28 protein-coding genes and 1 tRNA gene are annotated in these 19278 nt (G+C 40.7%); 20 read left to right on the forward strand and 9 right to left on the reverse strand.

Going from position 1 to position 19278, the window contains the following annotated elements:
• The 11 genes from ACQCT5_RS15115 to spoVIF all read left to right on the forward strand — a co-directional run.
• Window positions 1-786: hypothetical protein (locus tag ACQCT5_RS15115; protein WP_499642833.1), on the forward strand; the 786-nt coding region annotated here is incomplete at its 5' end.
• Between the two features lie 319 nt (window positions 787-1105).
• Window positions 1106-1459 carry a DUF1360 domain-containing protein gene (locus ACQCT5_RS15120; protein WP_499643105.1) on the forward strand — a complete coding sequence of 118 codons (354 nt, stop codon included), beginning with the start codon at window positions 1106-1108 and terminating at the stop codon, window positions 1457-1459.
• 100 nt (window positions 1460-1559) lie between these two features.
• On the forward strand, window positions 1560-2012 hold the full coding sequence (locus ACQCT5_RS15125) for a YhcN/YlaJ family sporulation lipoprotein (RefSeq protein ID WP_499642834.1): 453 nt from the start codon (window positions 1560-1562) through the stop codon (window positions 2010-2012).
• 16 nt (window positions 2013-2028) lie between these two features.
• Window positions 2029-2505, forward strand: coding sequence for a stage V sporulation protein AC (spoVAC, locus tag ACQCT5_RS15130; protein ID WP_499642835.1), 477 nt, complete (start codon window positions 2029-2031; stop codon window positions 2503-2505).
• Complete coding sequence (spoVAD, locus tag ACQCT5_RS15135) at window positions 2505-3515, forward strand: stage V sporulation protein AD (RefSeq protein WP_499642836.1); 1011 nt, start codon at window positions 2505-2507, stop codon at window positions 3513-3515. Before spoVAC ends, spoVAD begins: the two co-directional genes overlap by 1 nt.
• 1 nt (window position 3516) lies before the next feature.
• Complete coding sequence (spoVAE, locus tag ACQCT5_RS15140; protein ID WP_499642837.1) at window positions 3517-3873, forward strand: stage V sporulation protein AE; 357 nt, start codon at window positions 3517-3519, stop codon at window positions 3871-3873.
• 5 nt (window positions 3874-3878) lie between these two features.
• Entirely contained in the window at window positions 3879-4076 is a 198-nt protein-coding gene (locus ACQCT5_RS15145; protein ID WP_499642838.1) for a DUF1657 domain-containing protein, read from the forward strand.
• A gap of 18 nt (window positions 4077-4094) precedes the next feature.
• Window positions 4095-4955 carry a DUF421 domain-containing protein gene (locus ACQCT5_RS15150; RefSeq protein WP_499642839.1) on the forward strand — a complete coding sequence of 287 codons (861 nt, stop codon included), beginning with the start codon at window positions 4095-4097 and terminating at the stop codon, window positions 4953-4955.
• Window positions 4956-5002: 47 nt separating this feature from the next.
• Window positions 5003-5236: a hypothetical protein gene (locus tag ACQCT5_RS15155; RefSeq protein ID WP_499642840.1), complete on the forward strand. Its 234-nt coding sequence runs from the start codon at window positions 5003-5005 to the stop codon at window positions 5234-5236.
• Between the two features lie 139 nt (window positions 5237-5375).
• Window positions 5376-5528 (forward strand): YjcZ family sporulation protein, encoded by a 153-nt coding sequence (locus tag ACQCT5_RS15160; RefSeq protein WP_386641807.1) that lies wholly within the window; start codon window positions 5376-5378, stop codon window positions 5526-5528.
• Window positions 5529-5663: 135 nt separating this feature from the next.
• Window positions 5664-5924 (forward strand): sporulation-specific transcription regulator SpoVIF, encoded by a 261-nt coding sequence (gene spoVIF / locus ACQCT5_RS15165; RefSeq protein WP_499642841.1) that lies wholly within the window; start codon window positions 5664-5666, stop codon window positions 5922-5924.
• Window positions 5925-5969: 45 nt separating this feature from the next.
• Here the strand turns inward: spoVIF and ACQCT5_RS15170 are convergent, their stop codons facing one another.
• The 3 genes from ACQCT5_RS15170 to ACQCT5_RS15180 form a co-directional block, all read right to left on the reverse strand.
• Window positions 5970-6434 carry a hypothetical protein gene (locus ACQCT5_RS15170; RefSeq protein WP_499642842.1) on the reverse strand — a complete coding sequence of 155 codons (465 nt, stop codon included), beginning with the start codon at window positions 6432-6434 and terminating at the stop codon, window positions 5970-5972.
• A 68-nt stretch (window positions 6435-6502) separates the two neighbouring features.
• Window positions 6503-6736 carry a sporulation histidine kinase inhibitor Sda gene (gene sda / locus ACQCT5_RS15175; protein ID WP_499642843.1) on the reverse strand — a complete coding sequence of 78 codons (234 nt, stop codon included), beginning with the start codon at window positions 6734-6736 and terminating at the stop codon, window positions 6503-6505.
• A gap of 96 nt (window positions 6737-6832) precedes the next feature.
• Entirely contained in the window at window positions 6833-9133 is a 2301-nt protein-coding gene (locus ACQCT5_RS15180) for an ATP-dependent helicase (protein WP_499642844.1), read from the reverse strand.
• A gap of 123 nt (window positions 9134-9256) precedes the next feature.
• On the opposite strand from ACQCT5_RS15180, the gene ACQCT5_RS15185 reads away from it, so the two are divergent.
• Together ACQCT5_RS15185 and ACQCT5_RS15190 are read left to right on the forward strand one after the other, a co-directional pair.
• The gene (locus tag ACQCT5_RS15185) at window positions 9257-9523 is read left to right on the forward strand and encodes a hypothetical protein (RefSeq protein WP_499642845.1); all 267 of its coding nucleotides are present in this window, start codon (window positions 9257-9259) and stop codon (window positions 9521-9523) included.
• Window positions 9524-9552: 29 nt separating this feature from the next.
• On the forward strand, window positions 9553-10461 hold the full coding sequence (locus ACQCT5_RS15190; protein ID WP_499642846.1) for an MBL fold metallo-hydrolase: 909 nt from the start codon (window positions 9553-9555) through the stop codon (window positions 10459-10461).
• On the opposite strand, the gene ACQCT5_RS15195 is transcribed toward ACQCT5_RS15190, so the two are convergent.
• The 4 genes from ACQCT5_RS15195 to ACQCT5_RS15210 form a co-directional block, all read right to left on the reverse strand.
• Complete coding sequence (locus ACQCT5_RS15195; protein WP_499643107.1) at window positions 10431-11132, reverse strand: DUF421 domain-containing protein; 702 nt, start codon at window positions 11130-11132, stop codon at window positions 10431-10433. The two genes, ACQCT5_RS15190 and ACQCT5_RS15195, sit on opposite strands and share 31 nt — an antisense overlap.
• Before the next feature lie 111 nt (window positions 11133-11243).
• Complete coding sequence (locus ACQCT5_RS15200) at window positions 11244-11669, reverse strand: GNAT family N-acetyltransferase (RefSeq protein WP_499642847.1); 426 nt, start codon at window positions 11667-11669, stop codon at window positions 11244-11246.
• A gap of 3 nt (window positions 11670-11672) precedes the next feature.
• Window positions 11673-12194, reverse strand: coding sequence for a YjcG family protein (locus tag ACQCT5_RS15205; protein ID WP_499642848.1), 522 nt, complete (start codon window positions 12192-12194; stop codon window positions 11673-11675).
• A gap of 103 nt (window positions 12195-12297) precedes the next feature.
• Complete coding sequence (locus tag ACQCT5_RS15210) at window positions 12298-13023, reverse strand: alpha/beta hydrolase (RefSeq protein ID WP_499642849.1); 726 nt, start codon at window positions 13021-13023, stop codon at window positions 12298-12300.
• 236 nt (window positions 13024-13259) lie between these two features.
• On the opposite strand from ACQCT5_RS15210, the gene ACQCT5_RS15215 reads away from it, so the two are divergent.
• From ACQCT5_RS15215 to ACQCT5_RS15235, 5 genes are all read left to right on the forward strand, one after another.
• Window positions 13260-14033, forward strand: coding sequence for an ABC transporter ATP-binding protein (locus tag ACQCT5_RS15215; RefSeq protein WP_499642850.1), 774 nt, complete (start codon window positions 13260-13262; stop codon window positions 14031-14033).
• On the forward strand, window positions 14030-14785 hold the full coding sequence (locus ACQCT5_RS15220; RefSeq protein WP_499642851.1) for an ABC transporter permease: 756 nt from the start codon (window positions 14030-14032) through the stop codon (window positions 14783-14785). The genes ACQCT5_RS15215 and ACQCT5_RS15220 overlap by 4 nt, the downstream gene beginning before the upstream one ends.
• A 29-nt stretch (window positions 14786-14814) precedes the next feature.
• Entirely contained in the window at window positions 14815-15810 is a 996-nt protein-coding gene (locus ACQCT5_RS15225) for an aliphatic sulfonate ABC transporter substrate-binding protein (RefSeq protein WP_499642852.1), read from the forward strand.
• Window positions 15811-15878: 68 nt separating this feature from the next.
• Window positions 15879-16469: an SCO family protein gene (locus ACQCT5_RS15230; protein ID WP_499642853.1), complete on the forward strand. Its 591-nt coding sequence runs from the start codon at window positions 15879-15881 to the stop codon at window positions 16467-16469.
• 110 nt (window positions 16470-16579) lie between these two features.
• Window positions 16580-17479, forward strand: a complete 900-nt coding sequence (locus ACQCT5_RS15235; protein ID WP_499642854.1) for a GNAT family N-acetyltransferase — start codon at window positions 16580-16582, stop codon at window positions 17477-17479.
• A gap of 73 nt (window positions 17480-17552) precedes the next feature.
• Here ACQCT5_RS15235 and ACQCT5_RS15240 read toward each other — a convergent pair whose 3' ends face one another.
• Complete coding sequence (locus ACQCT5_RS15240; RefSeq protein ID WP_499642855.1) at window positions 17553-18104, reverse strand: HD domain-containing protein; 552 nt, start codon at window positions 18102-18104, stop codon at window positions 17553-17555.
• A 94-nt stretch (window positions 18105-18198) separates the two neighbouring features.
• Window positions 18199-18423: a hypothetical protein gene (locus ACQCT5_RS15245; RefSeq protein WP_499642856.1), complete on the reverse strand. Its 225-nt coding sequence runs from the start codon at window positions 18421-18423 to the stop codon at window positions 18199-18201.
• A 152-nt stretch (window positions 18424-18575) separates the two neighbouring features.
• Between ACQCT5_RS15245 and ACQCT5_RS15250 the strand changes: the two genes are divergently transcribed.
• Both ACQCT5_RS15250 and ACQCT5_RS15255 read left to right on the forward strand, forming a co-directional pair.
• Complete coding sequence (locus ACQCT5_RS15250) at window positions 18576-18890, forward strand: hypothetical protein (protein ID WP_499642857.1); 315 nt, start codon at window positions 18576-18578, stop codon at window positions 18888-18890.
• 115 nt (window positions 18891-19005) lie between these two features.
• Window positions 19006-19077 (forward strand) — tRNA-Val (locus ACQCT5_RS15255).
• Window positions 19078-19278 lie beyond the last annotated feature (201 nt).

A 19278-nucleotide genomic window follows, 5' to 3' on the forward strand; every position in this document is an offset into this window, starting at 1 on the left:
ACTATTCAACAAGAATTGGAAGAATCACAGCACCAATGCCAAACAGTCCAGCAGGAATTATTTAACTCAAACGAGCAATGCCAAACACTCCAACAAGAATTAGAAGATGCTAAACAACAATGCCAAACCTTGCAGAACGATTTAGATGACTCAAAACAGCAATATCAAGCCGTCCAGCAGGAATTAGTTTACTCAAACGAGCAATGCGAAACACTCCAACATCAATTAGATGAAGCAAAACTTCAATGCAAAACAGTGCAACTAGAATTGGATGACTCCCAGCAGCAACTCCACACAGTTCAACGAGAGCTTGTAAAATCGGAAGAGGGTCTGTCAAAATTATCAAAAGAAAATCTGGAATTAGTGCAGGAAGCAAAGAATCAAAAAGGCATTATTGCAGATCTTGAAAGCCACCTCATCCAGTCCAACCGAAAAGTAGTGGATTTAGGAAAAGAAAATGAACAGCTGCGAGAGGGAATGCAGACGGTAGTTTCCGTGAATGAAAATCTGGAGCGGGAGAATGTGGAATTTAGAAAGAAAGTAACACAGTTGGAAGAAGATTTGAAGGGTGCCCGTGAAGAAAACTCCATAGTGCATGAAGAAATGAGTAATTTGCGTGCGTTTGTCGGAAATCTCGAAAAGAAGGCAAATATTTTTTTCCCTAATCATACGGTGGTGGCAGAATGGAAGGAAGAGAAAGCCCAAGCGACATCTGATAAGCCTTCCAATAGTGAGGAACCAAAAATTCAAAGCTGGTTCTATAATAATGTGAAAAAAGAAATATAAAAGAAAAAATTGCTTCAATGAATTTGTGCAATGGCGGAAGACAAAATGGTCATCTCTGCATAATATGATATAAGTTGATTCATATTTATGACCAAGATGGAGGTTTGCGCTATGAATTATTATCACTATTCCAAGTCTCAGCCCCAAACAAGGAATATCTCTCCTAATGTAATTGTTTCCACATCTTCTTCGCCAAGAAAAAAAGTAAAGAAAACCTCTGGGTGCGGGTGCGGAAAGAAAAAAATAATAACGACTGATTAAGCTTTTTATTATAGAATCTCACTTCCTGACATAACCATGTATGGGAAGGGGGGTTTTTATTTTGGATGAATGGTATTGGTTCCTTTTATTGGGGCTTGCAAGTTTTCGTTTGACCCGGCTGATCATTACCGATAAAATAACCTATTTTTTAAGGAAGCCTTTTATTGAAGAAGTGGAAGAAGAGAATGAAAATGGTGAAATGGAAACGTATGTCCTCATAAAGGGAAAAGGGTTGCGTGGTTGGTTCGGAGAGCTCTTAAGCTGTCATTGGTGTACGGGAATATGGGTGGCAGCTGGCCTTTTTTTCTTCTTCTACCTGTACCCATTCGCAGGAAAGCCAATGCTAGTTATTTTAGCTGCAGCAGGTCTGGCAGGAATCATTGAAAGTATCGTAAATCGAATAATCTCTTGATCAAAGCGGCCATCTAAGAATGGCCGCTTTTGTTTTATTACATAATTTTCATCAGGATAAGAATATTAAAGGATAGAGTACTTTATAGGAAGGTGAAAAGATGAGATATTGGAAAGCTGTTTTTGTACTACTTTTTTTACTTCAGATTGTCAGTGCCTGTGGCGGAGGAGATTTTGATGAAAGGGTGAAAGATGCCGTAACACAGACCTCTACAAAGAAAAAAGAGAAATCCGAAAAGGAAAAAAGGGCAGAAGAAATTGCAATTGATTTCAAAGAAGTAAAGGGTGCGGTTGCATATGATGCTGAGGATGAGCTGCTTGTCGCTTTTCATGTTACCCAATATCAGAAGTTCTTCACAGAACAGATTGAAGCTAAGGTGAAAAAGGCCTTGGAAAAAGAGTTTCCGGATGAGAATGTGATTGTTTCCCATGATCTGAAAATACGTCTGGAAATAGAAAGATTGCGTAAGGACATCAAGGAAAAAAATCTCACCAAAAAAGAAATTAATAAGCGAATCAAAAAAATTGATGATCTTCGAAAAGAGAAAGCATAGAAAGGGTGGATACCTTTTGAGTAAAAAAAATAATCAGCCAACACCCGAGCAGAAAGAATACCAGCAATTTGAACAGCAAAGGGAACTAAAAAGACCGGTCTGGAAGAATTGCCTCATCGCCTTTTTGGTTGGAGGAATCTTTTGTATCGTAGGACAGGCTATTCAGCTTTGTTATATCCATTTCTTGAATTTTACAGAAGTTACAGCAGGGAATCCGACAGTCGCTACGATGATTTTCCTTTCCATGCTGTTAACAGGCTTTGGTGTATATGATCGAATTGCCCAATTTGGCGGGGCTGGCAGTGCTGTTCCTGTCACAGGGTTTGGTAATGCTGTAATCTCTGCTTGTATTGAACACCGCACAGAGGGATTTGTTCTAGGAGTAGGTTCCAATATGTTTAAGCTAGCAGGATCTGTGATTCTGTTCGGTGTGTTTTCCGCATTTGTTGTTGCACTTATTAAAACGGTCATCATGCAGATAGGAGGTTTCTGATGCTAAAAGGAAAACAATCTTGGACATTTGCAAATAAGCCGGTTATTCTCTCAGGAGCGGCAGTTGGCGGTCCTTTTGAGGCAAATGGTCTGCTTGCCGATGATTTTGATTTATTACACAAAGATCTTTGGCTGGAAGAAGATAGTTATGAAAAGGCGCATAAGGTACTGCTGGAGGATGCATGCAACAGGGCGGTGCAAAAAGCAAATCTGGAGTTGGAGAATGTGCAATTCATACTGGCTGGTGACCTAATCAATCAGATGACTCCGACGAACTTTGCTGCTGAAACTTTGGGTACTCCCTATTTAGGTGTATTTGGAGCCTGTTCAACATCGATGGAAGGTCTGGCGCTGGCAAGCTTTCTTGTGAACTATGGTGGAGCGCAGTACTGTCTGACAGGGGCATCCAGCCATAATACGGCAGTAGAAAAGCAGTTCCGTTACCCGACGGAATATGGAGGACAGAAACCTCCGACAGCACAATGGACGGTAACCGGAGCAGGTGTAGGGCTTATTGGGAATGTAGGCGTAGGACCGCATGTGACAGCTGCAACAATCGGTAAAGTGATAAATATGGGTTTAACGGACCCGTTCAATATGGGTGGTGCCATGGCTCCGGCGGCAGTTGATACATTAAAAGCGCATTTTAAGGACCTTGGAAGAGATCCCTCCTACTATGATTTGATCGTAACTGGGGATCTTGGAGAGATCGGAAGACAGGTATCGCTTGATCTCTTGCGTGAGGGTGGATTCTCGATTAATGAGCAGCAATATCAGGATGCAGGGTTGTTGATTTATAAAAAAGATCAGCCAGTGCTAGCAGGAGGAAGTGGGGCAGGCTGCTCAGCTACCGTTTTTTATGGACACCTCCTAAATGAAATGAAGAAAGGAAACATAAAGCGGCTTCTGATGGTCGCCACTGGGGCATTATTATCTCCTTTATCCTTTCAACAAAAAGAATCCATTCCTTGTATTGCACACGCTGTATCAATTGAGATGGGAGGAAATTAGCATGCTGCTATCGTTTTTTTGGGCGTTTGTCGTCGGAGGGCTCATTTGTGTCATTGGTCAAATCATGTTTGATGTATTCAAGCTTACCCCTGGCCACACCTTGAGTGCATTGGTTGTAGCAGGGGCGATTCTTGACGGAATGGGTCTATATGAACCATTGATCGCATTTGCAGGTGCAGGGGCGACGGTCCCTATTACAAGTTTTGGGAATTCATTGGTTCATGGAGCATTGGAGGAGGCATCCAAGCATGGGCTGGTTGGAGTGCTGACCGGAATGTTCGAAGTGACGAGTTCAGGTATCTCAGCAGCCATTGTCTTCGGATTTATTGGAGCATTACTCTTCAAGCCGAAAGGATAAGGGACATGGAAGAAAAATTAATTTTAAGCTATAATCTTGCTTCATTAAAGATGGTACGCAGCAGTCTTCATGTTTTTGCCATGGAAGCGGAGGATGAGGGGGCACAGCAGAGCTACCACGAATCCATGATGAAAATCGATGAACTTGTTTCTACCATCAACATGAAACTGAAAAATCAAAACCAATCGACACAAGGAAATTAAAAAAGGGGCTGGCGCGATATGCCGCAATGGACAGAGATTGCGATTCGTTCTTTCTCCATCATTATAGGACTTTTTATCATAACCAAGTTATTAGGGAAAAAGCAGCTTTCGAAGCTTTCCTTTTTTGAATATATTGTAGGTATAACGATAGGGGATATAGCAGGCACATTGTCCATGGATCCCGATCTCCAAGTGGTGAATGGGATTACCAGTATTCTTATATGGTCACTGTTTCCCTTGGTCATTTCTCAGATTTCTCTCAGGTCAAAAAGATTTCGGGATATTATTGAAGGAAATGCTACCGTTTTTATAGAAAATGGGAAAATCCTAGAACAAAATTTGAGAAAAGAAAAATATTCGATTGATGAATTGATGGAACAGCTGCGGAAGAAGGATATATTCAACATTGATTATATTGAGTTTGCTACCTTGGAATCAAACGGCGATCTAAGTGTTCTTTTAAAGAAGGAACACCAGCCGATAACCTATGGGGACATTTATTCGGACAAGCCGCATATTACCGAACCGCAGACAGTGATAATGGACGGTGATATACTCGACGAGCCGCTTGCCAAGATCGGGTTAAATCGAGGATGGCTAAAGGCTCAGTTGGAAAAAGAACAGGTGCTGCTGGAATCGGTTTTTTTAGCGCAGGTTGATTCTAAAGGGAGAATCAGTCTGGATTTGTATAATGACAAATTGACACCGAAAAAAATGAAAGAAAGACAGCTGGTGCTTTTGACTCTTGAAAAGTGCGAGGCTGACTTTTCCTACTTAGCAAAGATTACTCCCACCCATACTGAAAAGGGGTTATATGAAGATATTTCTGGACAGCTGGCGAGTATTAAAGATAGATTGAGCCCTTTATTAAAGGATTGAAGGACCATCTTTTCAACCTTTTACATAGACTATTTTGAGGTGAAAACATGGGAGATTTTGATTTCGGTGAAGAACAACTGAAGTTTATGTTTGAACGGTGGAAGGTGATGGAAAACCTGAAAGAGACGGAAAAACTCGGCAAGGATCATATTGCAAGTGCCGAAGATTTTATAATGAATGCGCAATGGTTGGAGGCTAGATTGAACAAATACATGGGAAATCTGGAAAAATGGATGGAAGGTTCACGAAGCAAATTGGATGGAATGGACCAAACGGATTAGCTTGGAAGCGGATGAAGTAAGGATCTTCCTTATTTATCATCGGCTTTTTTTATTTGAATATTCTATTCAGATGTGCCCAAACCGAATGGGAAAATACACATATAATAATAGGGAATCTTCATTAAGGAGGTGCGAGATTATGGGTTACTATGGTGGCTATCCTTATGGCGTAGGGGGAGCTGGATATCCTGGTTATGGCTATGGCTGTGGCGGCAATACTGGCGGTACATTCGTTCTGATTGTCGTTCTATTCATTCTTTTAATTATCGTTGGTGCTTCTAAATTCTATTGATAAATAGAAAAGAATGAAGAAAAGCGCGGATAACCGTGCTTTTTTTCATGTAGGGCGCTGAATTGAAACTGTATCCAAGTAACAATCCCATTCTTTTACACATACAATGAGGTATATCCGAGAGGAGGATGTATAGTGGACAATAATTTATTCAAAGGCATAGAGAAGAAAACCGGGGTAAATATGAAGGATGTATTTGAACTCGCAAATTCGATGCAAAATGCAAACTTCAAGGATGAGCAGACCGTACGTAATCTTGTCAGCCGTGTAGCCACCCTTGCCAATAAAAAGGTACCTAAGGAACTCGAAGATAAGATTGTAAATACATTGATTAATGGAAATAAGCCTGTGGACATGGGAACCATTTCTAAAATGTTAAATGAAAAGAAAAAATAGCTTTTAAAAAATCTGGCTCTCCACCGAGTGCCAGATTTTTTAAAGTTAGACTGTTTCCAAATCGCTTAATACCAAATTTCTGTCTCCAGCTTTTTCAATATGTGCAGACGCTTCATGCGCCAGGCGCAAATAGTCTTCTTTCAGTTCTATCTCGCCGCCTACACTATAGGCACGGGCCATGGCTTCATAAGCAAATGCCAAATCAAAGTCCTGTATCTTATGCTCCAGGCAAATGGCCAAATTGCGTTTTGCGTGATACAGGGAAGGCTCTGGGCGTTTCAAAACAGCATATACCCTTGAAATCTGCCATTCTCCACGAGAAAAATGTACAGGTTCCCCGATCTCATTCCAATGATAGCGTGATGCGTGTGCTTTATGTACCATCAAAAAATCTTCCTCTTCCGTACGAGATTCCTTCTCCATCAGGTCCCATACTTGATTAAAGAGGGCTATAGCAGTTTTACGATGGAATTGTGTCCATTGTTCTATGTCTTGAAGTGTTTTTGTCATAATATTCCCCTTCATTTTTAATAGTCTGTATATTTAAATAGTATCATGTATCAGGTCGCTACGTTATATTAATTTGGGATTTTTGAATGTAATTTAATGGTCTGTCTTTTTGCAATCTCTTCCTCCAAAAGCTGAATGAAGTGAAAATCTAGATTTTTCTTTCTTGCATTTTCATATGCAAATAATAATGATTCATCTGTCAATTCCGTAATGGCACAATTAGATCTAATGGATTGCATCGTTAGATCATTCTCCTTTCTTGCTTCAAAAACAGCCTGAATTTGCAGTTCCGTTCTTCTCATAAGTGGTACATACCCCAATTTGAATATTTTAAACGTTATAAAGCACACCAGGAAAATAAAAAAAGCAATCCCAACTTGAAGGGATTGCTTGGTGATTTATAGAATATCTTTAATGAATCGTGACATATAGGTTTTTTTTCCTCTTCTGTTTTCAGGGATGGAAAGAAACAATGCTTCTTGTGCACGTGTCATGGCAACATAAAGCAATCTGCGCTCTTCTTCAAGGGCCAGGTGTTCTCCATTACGAAATGCCTCCAAGGAAAAATCATGTGGGAGGCTCCCATCTACTGCACTTAGAATATACACATGATTATACTCCAACCCCTTTGAACGATGGATGGTCGAGAGATGAATAGCATTGCCGTACTTTTTGCTCAGCTTTTTCATCTCATCCGTTTTGGCGATCATATCATCGACATGCTCCAGGAAAGCGGAAATGGAATTGAATTTCTTTGCAACAACCTTTAGGTCACGAATATCATCCGAGCCCTTTTCAAGAGCATTGCCTTCATTCCCGCGTTTCTTAATATAGTCATCAAAGCCCATGTCTTTTTCAATCATTTCAAGTGCCACAAGTGGCGTCACCGTTTTCAAAGTTGAAAACAGTGGTACGATCCTTTTGATTTTCTTTAGTTGAAATGGCTGAAGATTAGATAATTTACTCATTGTTTTTACCAGACTGCAATCCTCAAGAATACTTAATGCTTTTGCATCCTGAAGGCTTGATTGCCTTAAGAATAGAGCAGGCAGTATATCAGAAAATGCCTGTACATCGTTCGGATCCCGGCTTAGACGGAGAAAACCAAGGATGGCTTTTACAATGCGGCGCTTATAGAAACTCTCATAATCCTGATCCAATGTAAACGGCAGGCCTGACTGGGAAAGGCGTTCGAAAATCGCTCTCGCTGCACTATGTGTTCGATACAATACCGCAAAATCACGTGGCTGTTTTCCCCTTTCGATCTGCTCCTTCATATCCTGTACAATCAAGGTTGCTTCTTCTTCTTCATCATAGGGAAAGAACAGCACAGGCCAGGTCTGATTGTCATATTGAGCAACCATTCTTTTTTGCTTTCGACTTTTATTCTTTTGGATAACCAGGTTTGCTGCTGAAACGATGCTGTGGGAGGAGCGGTAATTTTGAGATAGAGTGACCACTTTGGTGTTGGGGAAATCAAGGTGATAATTCAGGATGAAGTCTGGATTACTACCTCTAAAAGCATAAATGCTTTGATCATCATCCCCAACTGCACAGATGTTTCCTACAGGTGCGAGAAGCTTGATGGTTTCATATTGCACTTTGTTGATGTCCTGAAATTCATCAATCAGAAAGTAGCGGAAGCGTTCCTGATATCTGGTTAAAAGTGCGGGATTCTCCAATAAAAGCTCATAGCAGCCAATAAGCATATCATCAAAGTCAAACAATTGCTTCTCTTTTTTCCAATCCTCATAATCGTTGTACAAGCTAGCAATTTGTTCTTCAACCTGATTGCTTGGTGTAATCATTTTCGGTGTCAGCATATTGTTTTTCCAAAATCCGATCTGCTGAATTGCCTGATCAAAAGGGAAATCCTTTTCATCCAGTCCGATTTTCCTCCCCGCTGATTTCAGAAACTGTTCCTTTTGCCAGTCCCACTTGATGAGGTTATCCCCATTCCAGCGAGCGGGGTGATGATGGGCCAGCATTTTATAGAAGATACTATGAAAGGTACCTGCAACAAGGGTGGAAAAAACCCTTGCATGCTGATCTTCATACATTTGCAATCTTTCCTTCATTTCGTTAGCGGCTTTTGCTGTAAATGTAATCAGCATTATGGAGCGGGGATCTATCCCTATTTCCTGTACCATATAGGCCACCCGGGTTGTAAGAACACGAGTTTTGCCGCTGCCAGCCCCAGCAAGAACAAGAAGCGGCCCATCAATGGAGGTTACCGCTTCCTGTTGGGCAAAATCAAGGAAAATATTTTTCTTCTTAATTTGTTGGAAAAACCCACCTAAAGTAGAAAGGGGAGCCGAATTTTCTTTAATAAAGATAGGCAGCTTGGAAAGCAGCTTAGGATTTTTCCATTTTACTTGTTTGACAGCATTTGTACCGGAATCGGTCGATATTGATCTGGATTTTGGAATACGGAATCCATTACGCTCTACATAGACTTCTTCTTGGGTATTGGATTGCGGTACTGTCTCCAGTTCTTCTAGTGGCATTTCATGGACAATGGATGTATGTATATGGTGGAAATGAGGTTCATTTCGAAGACCGAGATAGAGTTTGACGCCTTCTCCACAGACCGTACATTGGAGCTCGCCTTTAACACCTGCTTCAAATATTTCCTGATAGCGTTCTCTCGTCATTTTTTCTAAATGTATGGATCGTTCATTCCAAATGGCAGACTTCATTTGTAAAACTCCTTTAACAGTCAATCCTTCTCATAGTAACACATAATATATCAATAAGACATGTGGCATTAATAGTTTGTTAATTTCTAAAAAAGGGGAAAATGAAGAAAGGAGTGATGGTTCATGGGCTATGTTTTGCCTGTTCAAATGGATGCATATACGCAATATGCGAATAGAATAAATACAACTAGGGAATCGATCAAATTGGATCCGGTAATAAGACCTGCATTCTACCGAGTTGATTCCCAGTACTCTTGGGAGGATATCCAGAAAAACATCAGAACCAGCTTGTACAGAGGAAAAAAGGGCGAAAAAGCTGCTTCACATATTTCTGAGCACTTATTGGCCGAATTAACAGGAAAGGGAAGGTATGTAAACGAATCTATATAGAAGGACATTTTTAAAGGGAAGTGCTTGATGTGGATTTTCAATGGATAACAGGATCAGTTGGTTATTTCCAAGGTGCAGTGAATATTGGATATATCAAAGTTTCCTCTCAAGAGGGGCTGTTGGTGGATGCTGGGCTTGACGAACAGGCGATGAAAAAAGTGTTGAGGTACCTTGGTGAACAAGAGTTGCCTTTGACACATCTATTCATTACACATGCTCACGCGGATCATTACGGAGGCGCCGCCTATCTTCAACAAAAACAGGTGATTCACACATATGCCCCCAATCTGGAATCGGCTATTTTAGAGAACCCGATACTAGAGCCACTATATTTATTTCATGGAGTTTATCCATTGCCTCATTGGAGAAACAAATTCCTGGAAGGGAAGCCTGTCAGAGTGGATACCATTTTAATGGAAGAGGAGAACCTGAAAGTGGGGGAGGTCTGCTTCCAAACCATTGCCTTGCCAGGTCACAGCTATAATCAGTTTGGAGTTATAGCTGAAGAGATCCTTTTTGCCGCAGACGGATACTTTGGAAAAGAATCATTGGACAAGCACGGGATTCCTTATATCGTGGATGCATCACGTACTTTGGAGAGTCTGGAGAAAATAAAAAGCCTTCCGTGCAAGGGAGCGATACCAGGACACGGAAGCTTTGAAGAGGACTATGTAAAGACGATTGAAGAAAATATCAGCGTACATAAGGAAATCGAACAATTAGTAGAAGAAAATGTTAGAGCAAGTAAAAGCGGAATCACTCTGGAAGATCTTGTTGCAGTCTGTTGCAGCAATAAATCGGTAGTCATTAAAAATGCACCTTCCTACATGCTTTTTCGAACAGCTGTAACAGCATATCTTACAAAATTAATCAGTGAACAAAAGGTTGATCTTGCAGTGAAAAATAATCAGTTGGTGGTCGAGTTGCTCTCCATGTAAGGGATTACATATAATGGCATCCCCCTTTCCCATTCAGCAAAGATCAACTCTTGTGGAGTGTGGTATCCCAGCTTCTTGATTTCTGATAATAGCCATTGCTCTGTAAGATTGATCTCTTTCAGGTTATCCGATAAGATACGGCCGTCGGTAATGAGTGGGATGGAAAGCGTGACTTCTTTGCTTTGCACATTCAAATCCCTGTTAATAGGGGTTTCATATCCATACTTTTTAAGGACGCTGACTGTACCATCGGTTTCCAGAATTGCATATTCCACTTCCCTTAGAGAGAATGCCCCTTTGGAACGTAGAAGGTGGCGAAGCTGATCAATATCAAGTTTCGCTTTTTTCAGTTCTTTTTTATTTATCTGGCCTTTATGGATGACAATGGAAGGCCGGCCTTCCAGCCATGACCTTGTGCGTCCCCATTTTTGTGTAATCATTTCCAGTAAATATATGAGTAGTCCCCATAGTATTACGGTAAAAAGTATTTTTACAACCCCAATATCTTCATCATATAAGGCGTTTCCGACAAGTTCCCCTAAAACTAAGGCTGAAATAAAATCAAATGGGGTAATCTGGGTAATCTGCGTTTTCCCCAGGAGCTGGGTAAGGGCAAATAGTGCACAAAACCCTATAATCAACTCTACAGTGATTCGTCCATATTCCATCATAATTTGGCAGTCATCCTTCACTTGTTTTCCTCCTAGTAGTGTACTCAAGTTAGGGAGAATTATGAAAAAAAGGCGAACACCCAGATTTGATGGGAGTTCGCCTTTTAACATTTAAATGGTTTTCTTCATAGTCACATGAGGTATTCCTGCGTCCAGGAAAATATAAGAAACCGTATGATAGCCGAGCTTGGAGTAAAAGCCTTCAGCATGAGTCTGAGCATTTAATTTCAGGGAAGTGACTCCTTTTGAATGGGCATATTCTTCAATGAATTTCATGATTTGTCGACCGGAACCTCTGGCAATACGGTGGGAAGGAAGTACGCAGATTCGTTCCACTTTGCCGATGTCTTCGATTACCCGAAAGCGTCCGGCTCCAACTGCCTGATCTTCATCATACAGGACGAAATGGGCAGCTTCGGCTTCAAAATCATCAATTTCTTCTTCTATTGGTACTAATTGCTCTTCTACAAAAACGATTTTTCGAACGGAATAAGCATCCTCGAGCTGTTGTTCATTTTCCACTAATTGTACGTGCAAGGTTTAGCAGTCCTTTCCAAAACGAAATGTTTCATAAACTGTCCACATGCCATCCTCAAGCTGGTAAAGCAAATGGAAGCGATCCACGATTTCTTCATGCTCAATGTCTGTCATTTTTAATGCACCAAGTACATCAGAATGTTCATCATCGGATAATTTTTGACCAATGGTTATATGCGGCACAAAAGAGAATTCACGGTTATCATTGAAATAGCCGGTTCCATTGTGCAGCTTTTCATGTAGGGAAATCAGCTCTTGATTCGGATCAACTTTTAGATAGATGACGTTATTAACAGGCGCAAAGGAGCTTACCTTATAGATATTCAAAGGGATTGGAGCAGTTTCTTTTGCGATGGAAGAAAGCTCATCAGTAACAGATTTCATGTCGTTTTCATCAATTTCAAACGCAGTCTTCAAAGTGACATGTGGCGGAATTAACGCATAATGCGCATCATACCGTTTTCGATAAGAATTTACAAAGTCCTGTAGTTTTTTTGTTGGAAAAATAGCGATTCCATATTTCATCCAATATCCCTCCTACTTATGTATTGTTTATAAGAAAAATGAATATTTCTTTTCCTTATTTTATCGTAATCTTACGTAAATAGATAGAAAAGAATTCTGATAGTTATGAAAGCATTTTTGGCAGTGCTTGTCTCAGATCTGGCTGCCAATAAGTCCAAGTATGCGTCCCTTCGAATTCCTCGTAGAATACGGAGAAGTTCTTCTCCTTCATTCGTTCATGAAGTGTACGGTTTGGGCCGATAAAATCTTTCTTTTTGCCATCGGTGGTAGGCACTTCCGTTTCCTTTGTTCCAACCACATGATACAAGGAAAGGAAGGATGTCTGATGGAAATCCTCGACCTTATTCAATACTGTTTCATCTACATATGGTGACTGCATGATGACTTTACCAAATGTATGTGGATAGGAAAGGGCAGTCAAGAGTGAAACGGTAGCACCTAAGGAATCACCGATTAACGCACGTCCCATCCCCATTTGATAAGTCGGATATTCGCGATCGATAAATGGTGTCAGTTCGTGGGCAAGGAATCGGACATATGCGCTCTGCTTGCTGCCTTCTGGATGATACTTTTCTCTTCGATCCAACACATCCTTATATGGTATCCCGATGATAATGGTGTTTTGAATTTCTTTTTTTTCTAAAAGCTGATCAGCAATTGTTCCTATTCTGCCCAATGTGAAGTAGTCTTTTCCGTCCTGGGCAATAAGGACATTGTATTTATAGAGCGGCGAATAGTTCGCAGGTGTGTAAACCATTAAGGTCATTTCTTCTTGCAGTTCATTGCTATATAGTTTCAATTCTTCGATTTTTCCTGATTGTTTTTTCATCAATTTAGCCTCCTATGATGTCTTATTCCACTCTGGTAAGCGCTTTAGTCATAATCATATCATATCTTCCTAAAAAAGTAGGTATCCTGCGCACATGACTTTATTTGAAAAAAGATAAAAATAATTTGATTTTTTGCTGTCAATATATTGACGAAAAATTCATACGTTATATAATAGTTCTTATTCCAATTAATCCGATTAGTATTATAAGAATTAAAATGAAGCAGGTGATACTTTTGTTTTTACAACTTTCTGATATAACGAAGCAATATGTACAAAACAATGTGGAAAACACCGTCCTTTCCTCCATCAATGTAAATATAGATGAAGGGGAATTTGTTTCCATACTAGGGCCTTCAGGCTGTGGCAAATCCACTTTACTTTCCATGGTGGCTGGGTTACTGAAGCCGACCAACGGTGAAATCCGATTACATGACTCGGTAATTACAAAGCCTGGTAAGGATAGGGGAATGGTGTTCCAACAAGCAGCCTTATTTCCATGGATGACGGTCGAGGAAAATGTCCTCTTTGCCATCAGAGATATGAAGAATAAAGAAGAAAGATTGAAGCGTGCCGGTCATTATCTGAAAATGGTCCAGCTTGGAAGCAACCTCACACAGTATCCTCACGAGCTTTCCGGTGGAATGCAGCAAAGAGTATCGATTGCACGTGCCCTTGCCATGGATCCCACTGTATTACTGATGGATGAACCTTTTGGAGCCCTGGATGAACAAACAAGAATGCGATTGCAGCAAGAGTTGGAAACCATTTGGTTACAAACCAAAAAGACGATTCTATTTGTGACTCACAGCATTCATGAATCCATCAAGCTTTCTGACAGAATCCTTGTCATGGGAACAAGACCTGGAACGATTATAGCAGATATCAAAGTGGGTTTGCCACGTCCCAGAATGAGAACTAGTGAAGCAGTAACCGAACTGGAGCTGGAAATCAGCAGAATGCTTGAGAAAGAGATAGATAAAGTCGTGAAAGAGGAGTTAAAGCAATGAAACCAGGAGTGAAGCGCCTTATATTTTTTGCAACCCTATTTATAGTCTGGGAGCTTGCAGTGAGAATAATCGGCTGGTCACCGGATCTCATGCCAAAGCCGACCAATGTTGCGGATGCACTAATATCTGGATTTGCCGATAAAACATTGATCTATGACCTATTGGCAAGCTTTAAACGATTGGCTGTAGGTCTCGCTATCGCTTTGGTTATTGGGACCCTGCTGGGGATTTGGCTTGCTAAATCCAAAACTGCGGATGAAACCCTTGGGACGCTCGTGCTAGCACTGCAAAGTGTACCGAGCATTGTATGGCTGCCACTTGCCATCATCTGGTTCGGTTTTAATGAAACAGCCATCATTTTCATTGTCACACTGGGTGGTACTTTGGTGATGACGATTAATATGAGAATGGGAATAAAGAGTGTACCTCCTCTTTATATAAAGGCTGCTTCCACCATGGGAGCATCTGGGATTGAAATGTTCTGGAAAATCATTCTGCCTGCATCCGTCCCATATGCGGTGACTGGTGCACGACTCGCCTGGGCATTCGCATGGAGAGCATTGATGGCCGCAGAGCTTCTGAGTATGGGACCAGGGCTTGGCTACACGTTAAAATATGCCGCAGACTTCGGACAGATGAGCCTTGTGTTTGGTGTCATCATCATTATTTGTGTCATTGGTTCCATTGTTGATTTAGTCATCTTCCAGCGCTTCGAAAAAAATGTCATTCGTCGCTGGGGCTTGGATTCATAAATAGAGAATAAACGAGGGAGGAAAGAAGAATGAAAAAAAGTTGGTTGGCAGTCAGTGCACTATTAATGCTTTTGATGGGGGTTCTAAGCGGTTGTGGTTCAAGCAGCGGTTCTGGGGATGGCAAGGAAAAAGTAGTAATCGGATATTTTCCTAACATCGATCATGTTCCGGCAATGGTTGCAAGAGAAAAAGCCCTATATGAAAAAGCTTTGGGTGACGAATATACAGTGGAATATAAAACATTCCCTGATGGTGGAGCATTTATGACAGCATTGAAAACGGGCGATATCGATGGCGGTCTCGTTGGTCCGGCACCGGTCATGAATAACTATACAAGTGGAGCGGATGTGAAGATTGTTGCTGGCGCTTCCTCAGGTGGTACGGTCATTATTGCCAGCAAAGAAAGTGGCATTACTTCTGTTGAAGAGCTTGATGGAGCAACGTTCATTACTCCGGGAATAGGCTGTACACATGATGTGCAAATGGAAACATTTCTGCAAGACTTTGGACTTTCATCTGCACGGATCGGTGGTACATTGAAGCATGTAACCGGTAATCCTGCACAATATGCGGGCATGTTCGAATCGAAGAAGGTGGATGCTGCAGCTGTACCGGAACCTTGGGCTTCAGTCCTATCCATTGAGTATGGAGCAAAGATCCTTGTGGACAGTAATGAAATATCTTTTGGAACCACTCTTCCTAATACAATTTTTGTAACGACGGGCAAACTGATTGATGAAAAGAAGGAACTTGTGGAGAAGCTGGTGGCAGCTCATCAAGATTCGGTTGACTTTATCTCAGAAAATCCGGAAGAATCAAAGGAGATAGCGATTAATTCCATCAAGGAATCAACCAATCAGGAGCTTTCCAAAGAGGTTGTAGACTCAGCATGGGAAAGAATCCGTTTTACAAATGAAGTGGATGCGGAAGTAATCCAGGAGTTTGCAAACTCTTCCTTTGACCTGAAATTTCTTAAAGAAAAACCAGATTTTAAAGATCTTATCGATACACAATTCATTAACTAGCACATAAGTGGGGTGTCGGGCTATAATAGTCTCGACACTTTTTCTTTAGTTAACTAGGGGGTCTTACTATGAAACAATTTTTTGCAACATGTATTTTTATATTATCCATTCTATTGCTTGGTGCATGCAGTGCAGATAAGGAAATAAATTTGGATGAAGAGTTTTCCATGGAGCTTGAAGTAAGTAAGCTTACAGGAAAAAACCAGGACGAAGAGGCATTTGCGACTTCTGATAAGAAAGGGGAATATTGGCTGGCCAACTTCATCTTCACAAACTGTGATACGGTATGCCCTCCAATGACAGCGAATATGGCGAGAGTACAACGCCAATTGGAAGAGGAAGGACTTGATATCTCTATCGTTTCCTTTAGTATCGATCCGGATGTAGATACTCCAGCAGCGTTAAAGGCATATGGAGATCAGGTGGAAGCGGATTATAGCAGTTGGGACTTTGTTACGGGATACTCGCAGGAGGATATTGAAAGGTTTGCAAATGTCTCCTTTATGGTACCTGCAGCCAAGGATGAGTCCTCAGACCAGTATATGCACAGTACAGGGATTTTTCTTGTAGACAAAGAAGGTTATGTACGGGAACAATACAGCGGAATGGATGTACCATTTGAAGAAATCATAGAGGACCTAAAAAAAGTAAGAGAATAAAGCTTCAATAGTATAGTATGGAAGGAATAAATATGGACGTTGTCGAACACTCATAGTGGATATGGGTGTTTTTATTTGGAGGATAAAAAATTAATTTGGAGCATAGACAAATGAATATCAAACAAAGAAACTTCTTAACACAAAAGGAATATCAGGATGTAGTCCAGCTTTTGAAAGAATGCGAGAAACATGATGGCTATACCGTAAGTGCAAGCATTAATCTATCGATGCTGCAAAAAGCGGAAGGAAGTCATTTGGACCTATTATTGAGCTATGATGAGAAAGGATCAAAGGTAATAGGATTTTTAGGAGTATATTCCTTTTTAGTCAAAACGAAGGTGGAACTTGCAGGGATGATCCATCCAGATCATCGAAAAGCTGGAAGATTTACAGAGATGTTGAATAAAGCCCTTGAAATTTGCAAAGAGCGTGATGCTGATGAAATCCTGTACGTCTGTCCGGGGACTTCGGCAGAAGCAAAAAGCTTGATGAACAAAATAGAGGCAACGTATAGCTTTTCTGAATATACGATGGAATACTCCAAGAAAGCAGAGAATGGAGATGAAAATCCAATTCTGCAACAGAAGATAGAATTCCTTTTGGCCGAGGAAAAGGATGTTGAGATTATTGGCAACTTGTTGAGCGACGGTTTTCATTTTGAACATGCCAACGACAGTGTTACCCCATTACTAGAAAGAAATCGAACACAGGAAGGATTTGAACTTTATCTCATAAAATATGAGGGGAAAGATATTGCAACGTTGACCATTTCTAATGAAGAAAGCTCGATGTATATTAGTGCTTTTACTGTCACTCCGTTAAAACGCGGAAAGGGAATTGGGAGGGAGATTCTTAGGAGAGCAATCAAAATGATAGAGAACAATTATCCCGGTAAAAAGATAAGGTTGGATGTGGACGTAAAAAATATCAATGCCCTAAAGCTGTATGAAGGAGTCGGATTCCAGAAAATAAGCGGCTACGACTACTTTTTAAATAGGGGTGAAAAGTAAGGGGTTTCATTATAAATTTGAAGAGGTGGCAGCATTGGCTACCTCTTGTTCTTGCATCATTTAGTATGGGTTTTTATATTGTTTTTTCCTGGGTGTTTAAGTGGAGCTTCTGCTTTGGAAGGTATTGATCAACCAGTTGATCAAGCTTTTGGATTTTTTTTAGTGCTGTAATCTTATCAATTTGTTTGTAGTGGTGATTTCCACCTTGTTCTTCATCCATCTCATCGGCTAGCTTGACAACCTTTTGAAGAGGGCTTCGCTTAATATCGGATTCCGGAAGATAGGAGTCGGTATGAAGCAGGATGGCTACGGAAATCTGTTTTGCGTTTTGGGGGTTCTCTCCTAAACGGATTAACAGCTTATGAGCTCGTTCTGCCCCTTTGATGGCATGGATATCATTTTCGCGATAAAGCTCATAGTCCCATTTTCCTTGGCGATACCATTCATAATGCCCTATATCATGTAAAAGAGCCGCCTTTGTGGCCAGGTCGACACTGACATTGTATTTGAACGCCAAATGAAATGCATGGTTGGCCACCTCGAGTGCATGCGCCACCCCGGAACGCTGCAGGAATTTCTGTGTAATTGGGTGTAAAAAAAGATCTGTTAAAGTTACTTCTCTCATTAAATCTCCTCTCCTTTATAGTAAAAGTGAAAAATATATTACTGTATAGAATACCACATTGGACAAAACTAAAACAATAGGACAAAAGTGGAAATTATAATGAGATATAGTTTCTTTTGTTCTTTACGGGAACAAAAGATAGAATGTTTTCCAAAAGAAACGTCCGCTTCGTTTTACGCAAATAGCAATAAGCGAAGACTGTATTTCCATTTACATGTAATACGGATATTTCCCGTTGTGTAATCTGGCCGTTTTTTGCAAGGTAGATCATTTCAATCGGCATCTGGCGTTGAGAATAAAGGGATAGTAATCTGTGCATTCAACCCGAACTCCTTTCAATTACCATTATATGCGAACATATGTTTTGTATGCAAGGTAAAACGCGAACGTATATTCTGTTTTATTCTTGGGGGTCGAGCATATACTATATAGAAGGAGTTTATTTTTCATTTTGCAGAAGGAGAGGAAGATATGAAAATTTCTACTATCTTAAAGTGGGTAACGGGGGGCTTGGAAGCCTTTCTTGCCATTCCGGTCATTGGAGGTTTAACCGTCGTCTCTTTTTTGTATGCTCCGCTTGGCATACTTCTTGTTCTACATATCGTGACGCTTGTTTTCAGTAGTAAAGAAGGCGAAAAAAGGCACGGGAGTATATGGGGTATTATCACTTCGTGTTTGGGCTGGGTCCCTATTCTTGGCTGGGCACTGCATACGGTGACTGCGATCCTGTTGATGGTGGATGCTTACGGGGCAGGGAAGAGGGAAAAAGAAGCAAATCATATTTAATGGTGGAAGCCGCTCTCCATTTAAGAGCGGTTATTAATTTTTGCAAGAATAAATAAAAAATCCTTTACAAAGAAACCTGTCCTATCTATAATTAAACTTACATCTTATAAATTGCGATCTGATAGTTCAGCGGGAGAATACTACCTTGACAGGGTAGGGGTCGGGGGTTCGAATCCCTCTCAGATCATCCGATAAAAAAGCTGCAATCCCTTGATTATTAAGGGGCTGCAGCTTTTTTGTCACGCTTTGAATTTAAATACAATAAATGCTTCAGTAGAAAGGGAGCGTCAGAAAAAGACGTACTAGATATAATACAGATTAAGCATATTTTCATCAGAAAAATTGGGAAAGTTGGCCCCATTCAAACAAAGACTTTCGCTAAGTTGAG

The organism is Sutcliffiella halmapala, from assembly GCF_050107295.1.
Classification (GTDB): domain Bacteria; phylum Bacillota; class Bacilli; order Bacillales; family Bacillaceae_I; genus Sutcliffiella_A; species Sutcliffiella_A halmapala_A.